16 protein-coding genes are annotated in these 16,392 nt (G+C 45.4%); 15 read left to right on the top strand and 1 reads right to left on the bottom strand.

The genetic code is table 11. From position 1 onward, the window contains the following. Nucleotides 1-13: 13 nt before the first annotated feature. The 6 genes from ACUN27_RS21860 (at nt 14) to pilO (ending at nt 5,807) form a co-directional block, all read left to right on the top strand. Nucleotides 14-1,066 (top strand): type IV pilus twitching motility protein PilT, encoded by a 1,053-nt coding sequence (locus ACUN27_RS21860; RefSeq protein ID WP_445559596.1) that lies wholly within the window; start codon nt 14-16, stop codon nt 1,064-1,066. Then, nucleotides 1,066-2,274 (top strand): type II secretion system F family protein, encoded by a 1,209-nt coding sequence (locus ACUN27_RS21855; RefSeq protein WP_315949581.1) that lies wholly within the window; start codon nt 1,066-1,068, stop codon nt 2,272-2,274. The genes ACUN27_RS21860 and ACUN27_RS21855 overlap by 1 nt, the downstream gene beginning before the upstream one ends. A gap of 22 nt (nt 2,275-2,296) precedes the next feature. Beyond that, a complete protein-coding gene (locus ACUN27_RS21850) occupies nt 2,297-2,767 on the top strand; it encodes a type II secretion system protein (protein ID WP_445559595.1) in 471 nt (156 codons plus the stop codon). Nucleotides 2,768-2,836: 69 nt separating this feature from the next. Continuing rightward, nucleotides 2,837-3,595 (top strand): prepilin peptidase, encoded by a 759-nt coding sequence (locus tag ACUN27_RS21845; RefSeq protein ID WP_445559594.1) that lies wholly within the window; start codon nt 2,837-2,839, stop codon nt 3,593-3,595. 15 nt (nt 3,596-3,610) lie between these two features. Continuing rightward, a complete protein-coding gene (gene pilM / locus ACUN27_RS21840) occupies nt 3,611-5,218 on the top strand; it encodes a pilus assembly protein PilM (RefSeq protein ID WP_326063131.1) in 1,608 nt (535 codons plus the stop codon). Then, nucleotides 5,202-5,807 (top strand): type 4a pilus biogenesis protein PilO, encoded by a 606-nt coding sequence (gene pilO, locus ACUN27_RS21835; RefSeq protein ID WP_445559593.1) that lies wholly within the window; start codon nt 5,202-5,204, stop codon nt 5,805-5,807. The genes pilM and pilO overlap by 17 nt, the downstream gene beginning before the upstream one ends. 86 nt (nt 5,808-5,893) lie before the next feature. On the opposite strand, the gene ACUN27_RS21830 is transcribed toward pilO, so the two are convergent. Next, the gene (locus ACUN27_RS21830; RefSeq protein WP_315949586.1) at nt 5,894-6,496 is read right to left on the bottom strand and encodes a nitroreductase family protein; all 603 of its coding nucleotides are present in this window, start codon (nt 6,494-6,496) and stop codon (nt 5,894-5,896) included. Nucleotides 6,497-6,651: 155 nt separating this feature from the next. On the opposite strand from ACUN27_RS21830, the gene ACUN27_RS21825 reads away from it, so the two are divergent. The 9 genes from ACUN27_RS21825 (at nt 6,652) to ACUN27_RS21785 (ending at nt 16,334) form a co-directional block, all read left to right on the top strand. Beyond that, a complete protein-coding gene (locus ACUN27_RS21825; protein WP_315949587.1) occupies nt 6,652-6,867 on the top strand; it encodes a hypothetical protein in 216 nt (71 codons plus the stop codon). A 59-nt stretch (nt 6,868-6,926) separates the two neighbouring features. Then, nucleotides 6,927-9,215: a DEAD/DEAH box helicase gene (locus ACUN27_RS21820; RefSeq protein WP_315949588.1), complete on the top strand. Its 2,289-nt coding sequence runs from the start codon at nt 6,927-6,929 to the stop codon at nt 9,213-9,215. After that, nucleotides 9,212-10,618 carry a ribonuclease H-like domain-containing protein gene (locus tag ACUN27_RS21815; protein WP_445559592.1) on the top strand — a complete coding sequence of 469 codons (1,407 nt, stop codon included), beginning with the start codon at nt 9,212-9,214 and terminating at the stop codon, nt 10,616-10,618. Before ACUN27_RS21820 ends, ACUN27_RS21815 begins: the two co-directional genes overlap by 4 nt. A gap of 72 nt (nt 10,619-10,690) precedes the next feature. Next, the gene (locus ACUN27_RS21810) at nt 10,691-11,500 is read left to right on the top strand and encodes an Fpg/Nei family DNA glycosylase (RefSeq protein ID WP_315949590.1); all 810 of its coding nucleotides are present in this window, start codon (nt 10,691-10,693) and stop codon (nt 11,498-11,500) included. Between the two features lie 15 nt (nt 11,501-11,515). After that, complete coding sequence (locus tag ACUN27_RS21805; protein WP_315949591.1) at nt 11,516-12,352, top strand: deoxyribonuclease IV; 837 nt, start codon at nt 11,516-11,518, stop codon at nt 12,350-12,352. Between the two features lie 36 nt (nt 12,353-12,388). After that, nucleotides 12,389-12,742, top strand: coding sequence for a cyclic-phosphate processing receiver domain-containing protein (locus ACUN27_RS21800; protein ID WP_315949592.1), 354 nt, complete (start codon nt 12,389-12,391; stop codon nt 12,740-12,742). Between the two features lie 22 nt (nt 12,743-12,764). Continuing rightward, nucleotides 12,765-13,532, top strand: a complete 768-nt coding sequence (locus tag ACUN27_RS21795) for an ABC transporter ATP-binding protein (protein ID WP_315949593.1) — start codon at nt 12,765-12,767, stop codon at nt 13,530-13,532. Nucleotides 13,533-13,561: 29 nt separating this feature from the next. After that, a complete protein-coding gene (locus ACUN27_RS21790; RefSeq protein ID WP_315949594.1) occupies nt 13,562-14,599 on the top strand; it encodes an SAM-dependent methyltransferase in 1,038 nt (345 codons plus the stop codon). Between the two features lie 136 nt (nt 14,600-14,735). Beyond that, nucleotides 14,736-16,334, top strand: a complete 1,599-nt coding sequence (locus ACUN27_RS21785; protein ID WP_315949595.1) for a serine/threonine-protein kinase — start codon at nt 14,736-14,738, stop codon at nt 16,332-16,334. The last annotated feature ends 58 nt before the right edge of the window (nt 16,335-16,392 follow it).

Here is a 16,392-nt window from a genome sequence, read left to right as displayed (position 1 = left end):
GGAGGTGTGGGAAATGTCAAATTCGTTAGAGCGGATCGTAAGTTTATTGAGGACTGCCCATGAGTCTAAAGCATCTGATTTACATCTCTCTGTAGGATCGCCGCCAATCATTCGCGTTCACGGCACATTACAGCAAGTTGGGAATGAAAAGCTGCAAGTTGATGATACTCGTTCCATGGCAGAGGCTCTTTTGAATACTGATCAAAATGATCGATTCAATCAAGCTGGAGAACTGGATTTTTCATATGAGCTTGAAGGATGTTCACGGTACAGGATTAATGCTTATCGTCAAAGAGGACGCGTCAGCGTCGCTATTCGAACGATTCCAACAAAGATTCCGTCTCTTGAACAGCTACAGCTGCCTAGTGTGATTAGTTCATTAGCGTTGAAACCACAAGGACTTGTCTTAGTGACGGGGCCAACGGGAAGTGGTAAATCTTCAACATTGGCAGCTATGATAGATTACATTAATCGAACAGAGAAGAAGCATATTGTAACGTTGGAAGACCCGATCGAGTTTCTTCATACGCATTCTTCATCGATTATTGACCAAAGGGAAGTAGGCAGTGATACGAAGTCATTCTCAAATGGTTTAAGAGCGGCTTTGCGTCAAGACCCCGATGTTATTCTTGTTGGCGAGATGCGTGATCTTGAAACGATCTCTGCAGCCGTTACGGCAGCTGAAACGGGACATTTGGTCTTTGCAACCTTGCATACAACAGACGCACCACAAACAATTGATCGCATTATCGATGCTTTCCCAGCGCATCAGCAAGGGCAAATCCGTGTGCAGCTGGCAGCAGTTTTGGTCGGAGTGATCTCACAGCGATTGTTTCCCAAGCCTAGTGGCCTAGGACGAACTTGCGCTACGGAAATCATGATCAATACACCGGCTGTAGGGAATCTTATTCGTTCGGAGAAAATTCATCAGATCAAGAGTGTCATGCAAACCGGACGCAGCTTAGGCATGCATACGCTGGACATGTCAATTAAGGAACAAATGCAGCAAGGACTTATTGATCCCATCGCAGCGAGAGCTTATCTTGCTGAGGGTGGTGTGATGTAATGTCAGAGTTCCTGTATGAAGTAAGAGGCAGCAGCGGTAAACAGGTAAAAGGCAAAATTTCCGCCACTGATAAATCAACTGCGGTTGAGGAGCTCCGCAAAAAGGGCTATATCGTTCTCTCCGTAAAAGAAGAACAGTTCAAAGCACTCAAAACGGAAATCTACATCGGTAATCCGGTAAAAACGATTCACTTTATCGTGTATTGCCGGCAGTTTGCGACGTTGATTAGGGCCGGGGTCAATATCGTGGAAGCAACGTCGATTTTGGCTTCACAAACCGAGAGTAAGCCGCTTCGCAAAGCACTCTTGCAAGTTGCTTCAAATATTTCGAAGGGTGTTTCTTTCTCCAGCTCGATCTCGGAGCATAAAAAGATTTTCCCACCAATGTTTGTCAACATGGTTCGCGCTGGTGAAGAGACGGGTGACTTGGAAGGAACGTTGGAGCGACTTGCCAAGTTTTTTGAGAAGGAGCATGTGACTCGGGAGAAGATTAAGTCGGCGATGACTTATCCGGCAACGGTCGGTGGACTTTCTATTGTTGCAGTAATTTATCTTTTAAAATCTGTTGTTCCTCAGTTTGTAACCACATTCGAGTCACTGCATGCTGAACTTCCTTTGATTACTAGAGTTGTATTGAAATTAAGTAACAGTATTCAACATCAGTGGTTGTTTTGGTTAGTTGGGGTGCTTGCAGTAATTACTGCTTACCAAGTGGCAAAGAGGTTTGAAGCAGGTGCATATGGGATTGATTATGTAAAGCTCAGAATACCTATTTTTGGTAAGTTGAGGCAAAAAGGCTCAATTGCGTTAATGACTCGGACGTTATCCTCATTGTATTCAAGTGCGGTTCCAGTTCTTCAGTCGCTTGCAATCGTAGAAGAAGTAGTTGGTAACAAGGTAATTGGTAGTTTTATTAAAAAATCGGCGGACTCCTTACGGCAGGGGAACCCGTTGTCTGAACCGCTTAAGCAGTCCTGGGTATTTCCTCCTCTTGTCACACAGATGATTTCTATTGGAGAAGAAACGGGTGCTCTTGATCAGATGCTTGAAAAAGTGGCGGATTTTTATGAGATGGACGTAGAAAACACTGTTGATCGATTGAAGTCGCTGTTAGAGCCGCTATTGCTAGTTTTATTATCGGGATTAGTAGGATCAATTGTTGCAGCAATTATGCTGCCGATGTTTAGTATGTATTCTAATTTAAGTTAAAAAAATATTGGAGGTAGACATTATGTTATTCAAAATGATGAAGCGTCTTAAAAAAGAAGAAAAAGGATTTACGTTGATTGAGTTGCTGGCTGTAATTGTTATCTTGGCAGTTATTGCGGCTATTGCTGTTCCTTATATTTTGGGTGTGATTAATAAGTCAAAAGCTGATTCAGATATTGCTACTGCCCGCCAAGTTTATGATGCTGCAAGATTGTATGTTACATCCGAATTATCTGGGGATCCAAAAAATCAAACTATTGCTGTGAATGAAGATACAAATGCAAAAGGTTTAATCAAACAAGGTTACCTAGATAATGGATTAGTACTACCAAGTACAAAGGATGGAATTACAGGTGGGGAAGTTAAATTTACATCTACTGGAGAATTGTTGTATGTTTCATTAACTACAACGGCAGGCACTAAATACTTAAAGGGCTCTGATGTTATTGCAAGTAAGGGAGCATTTGTTACAACAGCTCCAACAACTCCTTAAATATTACTTCTAAAAGGAATCGGTCCATTCCGATTCCTTTTTTAAAATCAAAGAAAGTGACCCAATCAAATGACACTCCTCATCGCAATCTATATTTTCATACTCGGTCTTGTACTCGGATCTTTCTTCAACGTAGTTGCGCTGCGAGTGCCGGCCAAACAGTCGGTCATCAACCCGCCATCGGCCTGTCCGAAATGCGGGACAAAGCTGAAAGCAAAAGATCTAATCCCTGTAATCAGCTACATTTTTACCAGAGGACAGTGCAGATATTGTGGAACTAAGGTTTCCATTCTATATCCCTTAGGGGAACTCGCAACAGGATTGCTATTTTTATGGGTATATATACATTTTGGAATCACGGTAGAGTCTTTAATCGCCTTAACACTTGTTAGTCTTTTAGTAATTATCACGGTTTCCGATCTATCTTATATGCTTATTCCTAATAAAATATTGATAGTATTTTTCCCGATTTTCATAGTTTTAAGATTCATTTTTCCTGGAGATCAGGCTTGGTGGAGTTATGTACTAGGCGCTGTGATCGGGGGCGGTATTATTGTGTTAATCGCAGTTCTTTCGCGCGGCGGTATGGGCATGGGGGATGCCAAACTCCTTATAGTCTGTGGTGCAGTCCTAGGCTTATCTCATATTATGGTCGCATTTGTTTTGGCATGTATGATTGGCAGTCTGATAGGTGGGTTGCTGCTTCTGCTAAAAATCACCAAGAGAAAACAACCGATACCATTTGGCCCGTCATTGGCGTTGGGCATTTTGATTTCATACGGTTATGGATCGGATATGATAAAAGCTTACCTAAAATTACTCGGATAGCAGGGTGTGATTAATATGTACGGCTTAGGTACTAAGCGAATCGGGATTACGGTGGATCAAACGGGAGTCCGGTATGTCACTGTTAAAAAGAAAAAGTCGTGGGAAGTTGGAACTAGCGGCTTTCTTCCCATCCCTCCAGGGATTATTGTCGAAGATCAAATTGTCAATTCGGAATCCCTGAGCCTTCAGGTTAAACAATGGGTAAAAGCGGAAAAGCTGAGGGGGGCTTCTGCGACCATTGCCATTCCGACATCGCAAATTATCATTCGTAAAATGCGAATTCCAAGTATTAAGCCGCAAGAACTGCGTCAGCTTGTAGAGCTTGAAGTGGAAACTGCGTTACGTCTGCCTTTTGAGGACCCTGTCTACGATTACATTAAGGTAAGCCAAGATGATGAGAGCACGCTGGTTCTAGTGTTTGCAGCACCAAAAAAGCTGATTATGAGCTATGTAAAAGTGTTTGAGGATGCCGGAGTACACGTGAAAGCGGCGGAGATTTCTGCTACTGCCTTAGTCAGGGCGATATCGTCGCAGCAGGAGGAGTTTTTTGAGGAATGTATGTTGGTTTCCTTAGATCGTGGCACGCTGGAAGTGTACATGCTGCAAAATGGCAATCCGATTTTTATGAGAACGATTAGTCTTGTTGAACACGATATAGCAGTTGATGATGAACTAACCCCCGATCAGATCGGAGAAATTATTGCTGAAATATCCAGGATGCTGAGCTTTTATCAATACAGTATTCAAGAGGGGAAAAGCCGAATTTCTCATATTATCGTAACGGGTGCGAATGAAGGCAGAGTTCAGCTGCATTTGGAGCTTGAGCAGGCTCTTTCCGAGCTGAAGGTGGAGAAGGTTGATTTCGATTTATATGCGAATGAACGGTCAATAGATTTTAGCGCTAATGCGTATCGTGTTGCCATTGGGGTCGCCTTATTTTCCAAGCAAAAAACGCAAATTAACTTGCTTCCGCATCGGAAAACAGAGACAAAAATCAAGTTTCTATTAGCCGTTTTGGGTATGTTGGTGTGGGTTGCTTGTGCGGCATTGATAGGTACAAATTATTTGGATAATCAGAAAACATCGGCTCAAAACGCGTCAAGACTAACTGCTCTCAATTCTCAAAAATCAGCTGCAGAGGCAAAATTAACATCAAAACCTGCAACTCAGGGGGACCCAGCGGCGTTTATTACAATGACGAGGGCGAACCGCAAAGACGTTGTCGCAATGATCGGGGATATCAAGAAACCGTTGCCGGTAGATGCTCAGATCAGCACCATTTCCTATTCTTCGGAATCGCAAATGTCTTTAACTGTCGTTTTCGTGAAGATGGAGGATTCGGCCCGCTATTTATTTGATCTGCGCAAGCTGTCTTTTGGGGAAAATGCCATACTTCAATCAATTACCGAGACGACAATTGGTACTACGAATGCAGCGGTGAGTGCTGAGACACCAACTGATCCAACGAACCCTGTTGCGAATAACCCGGTTATCAATACGGCTAAGCAATATACAGTTAATTACTCAATAGCGTTCAAAAAAGCCACAGCTGCAAAAGAGGCGGGTACTAAGGGAGCTGGGGAAGCGAAAGGAGAGGAGGCTACGAATGTCCAACAAAAATAATGCGAAGTCTCTTTTTCTATTCCTCGCGGTTCTGTTGTTTTTAGGTCTTTTTGCTTTCTATTATTTCATACAACTGCCTTCTACCAATAAAATCAAAGCGCAAGAAGACGAAATTGTGCTCGTAGAAAAACAAATACAGATTCTAACGAAGAAGTTAAGTGAGAAGAAAGAAGATGTCGGTCCGTCTCTAAAAGACATTCAAGCCGCTCTTCCTTTGTGGGACAATACGGAGCAGTTGACACTTGATTTAAATCAGATTAAAACGAGTTCAAAAGTTAATTTCAACTCTATTTCCTATGCGGTGAGTGACAAAAGCACGCAAACGCAGCAGACGGATGCGAACAGTAAAAACCCGTATCCGAATGTCAGGGAAGTCAGAGTGACAACTTCTGTTGGCGGGACATTTAATGAAATTACGGCTGCCATTACACAGCTGCAAGCTTTACCGCGATTAATTCGTGTGGACACGGTAAACTTCGGAAATTTGCCTAAGGATCTATCGCGAAAATTGACTGTAAATCTTACGTTCACGGCTTATTTTGACCCATCCTACAAATCTAGAGTCGATAAAGTCGAACTTCCTTATTAGTTTACTCCATATTTCCAAGTTAAACGGACTCTAGTTCTCTTAAGGGGACCGCCAGGGGCACTTCCCTGGCGGTTATTTTTTCTGGCTTATCGTGTTTGGCCAAAGGTCCCTTCAAATAGCAATTCGCTTACGGGACGACGAGTAGAAGGAGCTTCACGCTCTTGAAAGCGTTCAGGCAAAGCTTCAACAGGACCGCGATAGCCAATCGCAATAACGGCATGCGTTTGATAATCCTCAGGAATTTGAAGCGTTTCACGTGCTTGATTATGATCAAAGCCACCCATTGCATGTGTTATTAATCCTTGATTGTTAGCTTCTAGCGCAAGGTATCCCCATGCTGCGCCTGCATCGAAAGCGTGACTCGGGGAAGTATTCCCGTTAGAGGATTTAGTATAGGAAATGACTAGAGCAAGAACAGGTGCTTTTTCACACCATTCCCGGTTGGCTGGGGCAATAAAGCTGTGAAACTTGGCTAACTGCTCTTCCGTACGGGCAACGATGAACCGCCAAGGTTGTATATTACTGCCGGACGGTGCCCAGCGTGCCGCTTCAAACAAGCTAAGGAGTACATCTTCAGTAACCTCTTGCTTTGTGAATGAGCGAGGTGACCAACGGGTCAGGAATTGCGGATTGATCTCGTGATCCGGTTGGCGATTGGATTCGACTTCGACGGGTAAAGATGTTGTCATGATGAATTCCTCCTTATTTATATACTCTTCCTAATTTTACCTGATTTCTTCGTACAATACGAGTTTTTGAAAATAACCGTGCTCAGTATGTGTTTACCCTATTATGGCAATGCTAGAGGTTGTGAAATAAAGTACCGAGAGAGGTGCGAGGAACCGTGAATTTTACTAGTCATGATGTTGTGATCATTGAAAGAGCTTTGAGAACTGCGATGAAACATGATTTGGAAGAGCACCGTTCTAGAGATTATCGGGAAGTTTTGTTAAAAATGCAAGAAAGTGCAATCCAAGCTTTTCAAGTTAACGCCCCCGTTGCGAGAGCTGATCACGAAGGGATTCGGTATGATTACGATGATTCATCCGATCTCATGTAGACATACGAACGTATATTCTGTAAAATGGAAGAAACGATATTGGTAAGGAGATTCGACGTATGAATCCTTTAACAGGCAAGGTTTCTTCTATGAACGAAATGATCGATTGGCTGCGTAAGCAACAAGACATCATGTCGCAAGTTACATACTGGCACACCATACCCCCGCGTGATCCGAAGCTGGCTGATTTTCCAGTGGGATTGCACGAGGGTATTCGGGCTGCGCTTCAACATAAACATATTAAGCAGTTATACACGCATCAAGCGGAGTCTTTCCGTCAGGTGACGGCTGGTCATCATGTGGTCACCGTGACGCCGACAGCTTCGGGTAAAACGCTCTGTTACAATCTTCCGGTTTTGCAGAAAATTTTGGAGAACGATGCCTCTCGTGCGCTCTATCTATTCCCTACGAAGGCTTTGGCACAAGATCAGGTTGCCGAACTTCAAGAAATGGTAGATTTCATGGAAGTAGACATCAAAACGCATACCTATGACGGCGATACGCCGCCGACGGTTAGACAAGCGATTCGGAATGCGGGACATATTGTCGTGACGAATCCGGACATGCTGCATTCGGCGATACTTCCTCACCATACCAAGTGGGTGAAGCTATTTGAGAATTTGAACTATATTGTGATAGATGAGGTGCATTCCTATCGCGGTGTTTTTGGCAGTCATGTAGCTAATGTGATTCGCAGGTTGAAGCGTATTTGCCGATTCTATGGATCAAAGCCGCAATTTATTTGTGCGTCAGCGACGATTGATAACCCGAAGGAGCATGCGGAGCGACTTATTGGAGAAAGCGTAGCGCTGATCGACAATAACGGAGCGCCGGCAGGCGAGAAGCACTTTGTTTTTTACAATCCGCCAGTGGTGAACCAGCAGCTGGGGATTCGTAGAAGCTCCGTCTTGGAGACGCGCAAGCTGGCAGGTACGCTGCTGCGAAGCGGCATTCAGACGATTGTTTTTGCAAGAAGCCGCGTGCGCGTTGAGATTTTGCTGACCTATCTGCAGGAGCTCGTGACCCACGAGCTGGGCAGCAAATCGATCCGCGGTTACCGCGGCGGGTATCTCCCGAAGCTTCGCAGGGAGATCGAGAAAGGCTTACGCAGCGGTGAAATCCGCGGCGTCGTGAGCACGAACGCGCTGGAGCTGGGCATTGATATCGGCCAGCTGCAAGCGTGCGTGCTTAATGGCTATCCAGGCACGATAGCCAGCACTTGGCAGCAGTCCGGGCGTGCCGGACGGCGGCAGGAGACCTCGCTGACGGTACTCGTCGCGAGCAGCAATCCGTTGGATCAATATTTGATCCAGAATCCGCGGTATTTCTTCGAGCGTCCGCCAGAGCAGGCGCGCATTCATCCTGATAATTTGATCATCCTCGTGGATCATGTGAAATGCGCTGCTTATGAGCTTCCTTTTGAAGCGAATGAAAAGTTTGGCGACGAGTCGCTGACTGACGTACTAGAGTATTTAACCGAGGAGCAGGTGCTTCATCAGGTGAATGACCGATGGTATTGGATGGAGCAATCTTTTCCGGCACACAACATTTCCTTGCGGTCTGCCGCGCAAGAAAATTTCATTATTATCGATATGACGAACGCGAATCGAGTGATTGGGGAATGTGATCGTTTCAGCGCGCCTACCCTTATTCATGAAGAGGCGATTTATATACATGAAGGCGTCCAATTTCAAGTGGAGAAACTGGATTATGAAGAGAAGAAAGCGTTCGTCCGTCAAGTGGATGTGGACTATTTCACGGATGCCAGCTTGGCGGTTCAGCTGAAGGTCCTGCATGTGAACCGTGAAGGGCGAAGCGGCGGATTGCTGCGTCAGCTGGGAGAGGTTACTGTGAACGCACAGCCAACGATTTTTAAGAAAATCCGTCTGAGGACACACGAGAACATAGGTTCCGGTCCTATCCGTTTACCGGAGGAAGAGCTGCATACCAGTTCGTACTGGTTCACTTTTGACGAGGAAATGGCAGCAGGCCGTTCGGTCAACGATATGCAGTATGCGCTGCTCGGTATTGCGAATGTGCTGTCTCATCTTGCACCGCTCTATTTAATGTGCGATCCGTTGGATATTCGAGTCGTCCCTCAGGTTAAAGCAGTGCACAACAAACTTCCAACAGTGTTTTTCTATGACCGTTACCCTGGAGGTGTTGGCTTGAGCGACCGACTTTACGAGGTGCACGGTCAGCTTATGGATCAAGCGCGCAGCCTTATCCAAAACTGCGGCTGTATTAGTGGCTGTCCGGCCTGCGTCGGGCCGATCGAAGAAGTGGGCTTGCTTGGGAAGAAGCTCGCACTGGAGCTGCTGGCGCAGCTGGATGGCGGTGCCCGATGAGCGGGCTCCGCGAAAGGCTCGGCCGTTTGCGGGGATCCGGGGCGGCGCAGGCCGCTCTGCCGTCCGTGCCTGCGGCTGACGACGAATGGGTGCAGCTCGGCGCCCATATCGAGACGAGCCCGGCTGGCTCGTTCGTCATGCGGCGCCGGTTGTACGGCACAGACAGCGTGCACGGCAAGTATCGGCTGCGGGAGCTGGCCGATTACGCGCAGCAGCTTGTCTGCTTTCACGACCAAGGCGCTGCCGTCCGGCATGACGCGCTGCTTTTCTTTGACACCGAGACGACAGGGCTCGGTGTAGGGGCGGGGAACGTGCCGTTCATGGTCGGCATCGGCTATTACACCGGAGAGCTGTTCACGGTGGAACAGCTTTTGATACGCAATCCAGCGGAAGAGCAAGCCATGCTTGTATATTTGCAAGAGCTGCTCGACCGCTTTACCCATATTGTTTCCTACAACGGTCGTACCTTCGATTGGCCGATCTTGAAGAATCGCTATGTGCTCAATCGGCTTACGCTCGATGATTCGAATCTTATGCAGTTAGATTTGCTATATCCTTCCAGGAGCTTATGGCGGAATACGCTACCCTCGTGCCGTCTGAGCAAAGTTGAAGAGAGCCGACTTGGTTTTGAACGTGTGGACGATGTGCCCGGTTCTATGGCGCCTACCCTTTATTTTCAGTACTTGGCAGAAAAGAATCCATCTGTCCTGCAAGGTGTGTTCGTTCATAATGAGCATGATATTGTTACATTGGCAGCATTGGCCATTCATTTTTCCAAGCTGCTAAGCGGAGAAATAGAACCGGCAGTATCTTCTACGAACGCTGAGCCTGAGGCCGGGGTGGTGGAGAATAATGCACACTACGCTGATATCGAATTAGAAGAGCTGTTTCGTACGGGTCTTTGGCTGGATAAGATGAATCATTCGGAACGTGCAGAGACGTTTTTTCAAGATTTATTTTCGAGGCTAATGAATGACCCGAAACCTGCAAATTCAACAGAACATGAATCGGCGATTCTCCAGCTAGCAGCTTTTTATAAGAAGAAAGGTCAGTATTCCCGTGCCGTTGATCTCTGGAAACGCTGGATTCAAATCAAGAATGCAAGCCTAGCGATGCAACTTGAGCCTTATTTGGAACTAGCCATGTATTATGAGCATCGGGAGCGAAATTTGGCGCAGGCCATTTTTTATGCAGAAGAGGCATGGGCCAAACTATGGCGCAGGCGCTCCCTGCACCGTGGCGATCGGAAGCAGCATGAGGTAGAGGAAGCTTTAGAGAAGCGAATCAACCGTTTGAAAAATAAAGTGAGAAAAACCGAGAACATGGTGCCTCGCGAAGGTTCTCACTCAAAAACCAAAACGCGTAAGGTGAAGCCGATCTACGCGAGCGAGGGATTAATCTAAGTCTTGCCTGCAGCCGTTTACTTTCCCTATCAAATGGATATACAAGGTAGAAAAAGGCAAGGAGAATTTGTCATGCCCGAGCTACCGGAGATGGAGACATATCGTCAGCAGTTGACGAGACTTATCCAGAACTCGCCAATTACAGGGGCTGAAGTCACGCGTCCCAAATCTTTAAATGTGGATCCGGATCGCTTTATCCAGAAGCTAACCGGCAATCGAATTGTACGAATTGAGCGCAGAGCAAAGCATTTGCTATTTCTTTTAGGCTCCGGTGAAGTATTATTGCTGCATTTAATGCTCGGGGGCTGGATGTTCTATGGGGCGGAAGAGGCGAAACCGGATCGAACTTCGCAGGTAGTGATCCATTTTGGCGCGCAGCACTTATACTTCATTGGATTGCGATTAGGCTATCTACACATGCATACGATACCTGAGGTTGAGAAGGTATTAAGTAAATTAGGACCCGAACCTTTGGAGCCTAGTTTTACCTTTACCCGATTTCAAAGTCTGCTCAAAGGGAAAAATGGCAATCTGAAAGTGACGCTAGTTGATCAATCATTTTTATCAGGAATCGGGAACTGCTACTCGGATGAGATCTGCTTTATTGCAGGTATTTTGCCGCTGCGTAAGCTGTCATCCCTAACAACCGAGGAGCAAAATCGTTTATTTCAAGCGATTCGTACAGTTCTTCTTGAAGCCATTCAATACGGCGGCTATATCGATGAACCTTTATTTGTTGGGGATCGACTGACAGGCAAATTTGATGCGAAATGCCGTGTATATGACCGTGAAGGCGAGCCCTGCTTACGTTGTGGTCATCCACTGTTGAAGACAGAAATTTCTAGTCGCAAATGCTTTTATTGTGCGAACTGTCAATCGTGAAGGGGCTGAGGGGTCATGTATGTGGGTGCTCATGTGAGTACAAGGGGTGGATATAGCGGAGCAGCCAAAACGGCGCTAGCGATGGGAGCCAAAGCTTTTCAATATTTCCCGATGAATCCGAGGAGTCTATCAACGAAAATAGTAAATGTGCGGGAAGCTGCGTTGTGTGCGGAATTTTGCCGAGAGCATGATATGCTGTCTATTGGGCATGCGCCTTACCCGTTGAATCCAGCGGCAAATGCTGCAGAGCGAGATTTAATGGTGAGCTTGATAAAGAATGGGCTCGAGATTACGGAAGCATGCGGATCTGTCGGTCTCGTGGTGCATTTTGGCAAATATGTTGGAAAAGACCCGTTACAAGGTTATAAAAATATAATACAATGTTTGAATAGCGCCACTCAAGGCTATGAGGGGGCGTCTTTCATTTTGCTTGAGAATCAAGCTGGTGAAGGCTCACAGCTTGGTCTTACATTGGAAGAGATGGCTCAGGTGCGGAAACTGTGCCAGCGCCCGGAGAAAATTGGCTTTTGTTTGGATACGTGCCATGCTTTTGCCAGCGGTTTATGGACGAGCCATGGATGGGGTGAGCTGGAGGCTAGAGGAGAAATGCTTGATTATTTCCCCCATTTGAAAGCTGTTCATCTGAATGATTCCCTTCATCCTTATGGCTCGCGCAGAGATCGTCACGCGAATATTGGAACGGGATATATCGGTCTTGATAATTTTGGACAGATGCTGTCTTCAGCCTTTTTAAGACATATTCCGGTTGTTCTCGAAACGGGAAAAGGGAGCAATGGTACTCATTCCGAGGAAATTGCTCTCGTCAAAACTTTATTCAGTAACGCTGACTGACGATCCGCAGGAACAGGAAGGGAAGGAAATCCAGCCATGATTCATGTATACTTAGATGATCTGCGTCCTTGTCCCCAAGGATTTACGCTAGCTAGAAATATACAGGAGTGTTTGCTGCTACTCGAAGAATGTGACATCGATATTTTATCGCTGGATCATGATATGGGCTGGTCTACCGAGCAGACAGGCATGGATGTTGTGATTTGGCTCGTCCAGAAGCGGAAATTCCCGCGACAAATTTATATTCATACCTCCAGCCAGGCAGCCTGTACGGCCATGTATCAGAAGCTGTATACGGCCAAACCTGATGGAACGAACATCTATCCTCATCGTGTTCCGGACGATTTGCTGTTGCAAATTGCACAGGGAAAATACAAGTATGAAGTGTAATAAGAAAGGGATGTAGCCTGATATGGTTCATTTATCGCATATTCATTTTATTCGAGGCGAACGACATATTTTAAATGATGTGAATGTACATATTCAACCAGGTGAACACTGGGTATTGTTAGGTCGTAACGGATCGGGCAAAACAACGTTGCTCGAGATGATGAACGGTTACGAATTCCCAAGTCGGGGAACCGTAGACGTGTTGGGAAACCGTTATGGCCAATGTGATGTGAGAGAAGTTCGTAAGAGAATTGGTTATATTTCACAGTCGCTAATGGAAAAACTAAATCTAAGCGATCCTGTTATTGAGGTTGTCGCTACCGGCGAGTATGCCTATCTCAGATTTTATCAAGAGATCCCGCAGGAAGTTTTGGATCGTGCAATGGTTATGCTGGAGCGGGTACGAATTCCTCATTTGGCTCATCAAACATTAGGCAGTTTGTCGCAGGGTGAACGGAAGAAAGTGATGCTTGCCAGGTCCTTGATGATGAAACCTTCTCTTCTGGTTTTGGATGAACCTGCTGCTGGCCTGGATTTATACGAGAGAGAACGCTTTTTAAGAGATGTCAATGAACTTAGCAAGCAGGACATTACTGTCGTCTATGTGACGCATCATATTGAAGAAATTATTCCGTTAATTACGCATGTTGCCATCATCGAACAAGGGGAATTAATTGCTGCTGGACCTAAGAAAGAGGTGCTGACGCCTGAAAATATCCGCAAAGCTTTTGACGTGGATATTGAATTGGAATGGTTTCAGGATCGACCGTGGATTAAGGTTTTGGATTAAAGAAGTTAAAGAAGATAAAGGATGCGGCTATGACACAAATTACGACATACATTGGTTCTTCGAATCACGGGTTTGCACAGTACGCGCAGGATGAAATCCGTAAATTATTTCCGCTCACCAAGTTCACTTTACTTGTGCCAACTGAAGTTTTTTTATTCGAAGTGCCGTCAGGTACGGAAGATGCAGTAACACAAATGAAAGAGCAAGAACCGATTTTTCTTAGACATATTCAGCCTGTTTTTCAGCAATGGGAGATTACAAGAACTGAAGCGGATCTTGAACATCTCAAAGGATGGTTAAAAAATGCACATGCAGAAGGGCTTGTTCACTCCGGTGAAAAAATAGCCATCCAAGTGCGTAAAGAAGACCGCGCTGATGTTCCCTATGCCCCATTTACAATCAAGGCTGCATTAGATGAAATACTTGTTTCGGAAGTTCATGCTGAACCGGTAGTTCGCTATGCTGACCAAATTATATCTATCTACATCAATGCGAAAAAACTGTTTGTGGGAATATCTAAGCCAGCCGATAATTTGTCTGATTGGTCAGGCGGTGCCATTCGGTTTATGAAGGAAGAGGACCAAATATCACGCGCCAAGTTCAAGCTTTTGGAAGCGGAGCAGCGATTTGGAATTGATTTTAGCATCGCTAGAACGGCACTTGATATCGGAGCCGCTCCAGGTGGTTGGACTTCGTTGTTATTAGAGCGCGGCTTGAAGGTTACGGCCATAGACCCTGCAGCAATGAGTCCAAGGCTGCTTGGCAACCCTAATCTCAAGATTTACAAGAAAAATGCAAGCGATGTGAAGCTTCGGGATCAAGAGTTTGACTTGCTTGTTTGTGACATGAGTTGGGATCCCCGCCAAATGGGACGTTTGGTCGCAGATTTGCTGTATTCCCTGCAAAGTGGCGGCACAGCGATTATTACAGTCAAGCTGATGCATAAGAAACCGTTCCAAACGGTTCGCGATATTTTACGAATTCTAGAGCCTTCTCTTTTCCTGCTTAAAGCGAAACAGCTGTTTCACAATCGGGAGGAATTGACGCTTTATTTGCAAAAGATGTAGTATTTTTGGAAAATAATGTAGATTTTTATCTTGGGCCCTTTTATAATCAATGTAATTATTACTTGATGAAGGGGGCTTTTTTATCGTAAGCCAGAAGAAGAATTGGATTGGAACTTGTATCGGTGGAAGATACCATATGGTATCTTTGTTAGGGCAAGGAGGGATGAGTCAAGTTTACTTAGTAGAAGATCAAAAGCTAAAAGGAAAGTTGTGGGCTGTTAAGGAAGTCCTTCCATCTGAACAAGACGGGGCATCCTTTCTGGAAGAAGCGGAAATGCTCGCAAGACTTCATCATCCCCAACTGCCGCAGTTGGTTGATTATTTTACAAACGAAGATGGGACAGGCTTTTTGGTTATGGATTATATTCAAGGACCAACGCTTCAAGATTTATTTGAAGAAAAAGGGCGAGAACTGCATACGACCAAAGTCGTTCATATCGCGTTTCAGTTATGTGAAATTCTGCATTATTTGCATACATTCCAGCCTCGCCCGATTATATACCGGGATCTCAAGCCCTCCAATATTATGTTGAATGAGCAATCGCAAGTTAGGCTAATTGATTTTGGCGTTGCGAGACATTTCACACAAGGCAAACAGACGGATACGATGCAAATGGGGACGATCGGTTTTGCTGCTCCTGAGCAATTTATGGGCTTACAAACCGATGCGCGTTCTGATTTATATTCACTTGGTGCCATGCTTTACTACTTATTTACGGGTGGTCAGTATGCCTATCTCACTCATAAGTCTTTGGATCAATTACATCCTGAACTCCCGGAAACACTTACTTCAACCATACGTTTACTTCTGCAAGAGCATCCTCAGCACCGCTGCCAATCCGCCATGGAAGTGAAGATGAGACTTCGTTCCATTTACCCCGATCCCGCGCACACGACGAATTATCAAAAACATTCCAATCCATTGCTGCCACAGGATAAATTAATTATAGTCGGAGGTCTTTTTGCCGGCGTAGGATCGACATTTCTGGCAGTTACACTAGCTAGAATCTTTAACGCCCTCCAGTTCCCGAACGCGCTTGTTGAACAACCGACCATCGAACCTGACTTGTACATGCTTTTATATGGTGATTTGAGAGCCCCTAAGAATTACAAATTTGCAGCTCATTCAATGAGAGAGCAAGATCAAAGTTTAATTTCTTCTACTCCTTGGGATAAAGGATACTCAACATGGTTCCCCATTCATCCTGACGGATTTCATGAAGAGTGGCAGCCTGCAGATTCATTTAAGCTTCTACATACAATCAAAAAGCCAATTGTTCTATGGGACATATCGACTCAATGGGAGCATCCTTCCGTTCAGGAACTCTGCCATAGTGCAGATGAGATTATCGTAGTTCTTGATCCTTCCCCGGGCAAATGCAATCGGCCTAGCTCGCGTGCTAATTTCGAGCGGTTTCATTCCTATCAGCAGCGTGGGAAAAAAGTGCACTATGTTGCTAATGGAAATATGCAAAATCACTTTCGTAATGAATGGGTGACATCGCTTCCAGCCTCTCCGTTGTGCACATTGCCTGAGCTCCCTAGAGGGGAAGTCATGCGCGCAGTTTGGAAAGGAGAGTACCTCCAGGATCGGCCCGAAGTGTTAGAACAATTAATGACGTCATTGTCACCACTTCTGAAGGAGATCCTACCAGAGAGTCGTTTAGATGTTAACGCAGGCAAGAAAACGGAAAATTCCTTATTTTCAAAATTAAAAAAGATCAGCAATCGTTAAGTTATAGCCAATTTTGACCAAACGGATGAGAAATATGCTATGATATTGCATGATTAAA

The sequence above is a fragment of the Paenibacillus sp. WC2504 genome (assembly GCF_052682475.1).
This window is presented reverse-complemented; position numbering and strand designations above follow the sequence as displayed.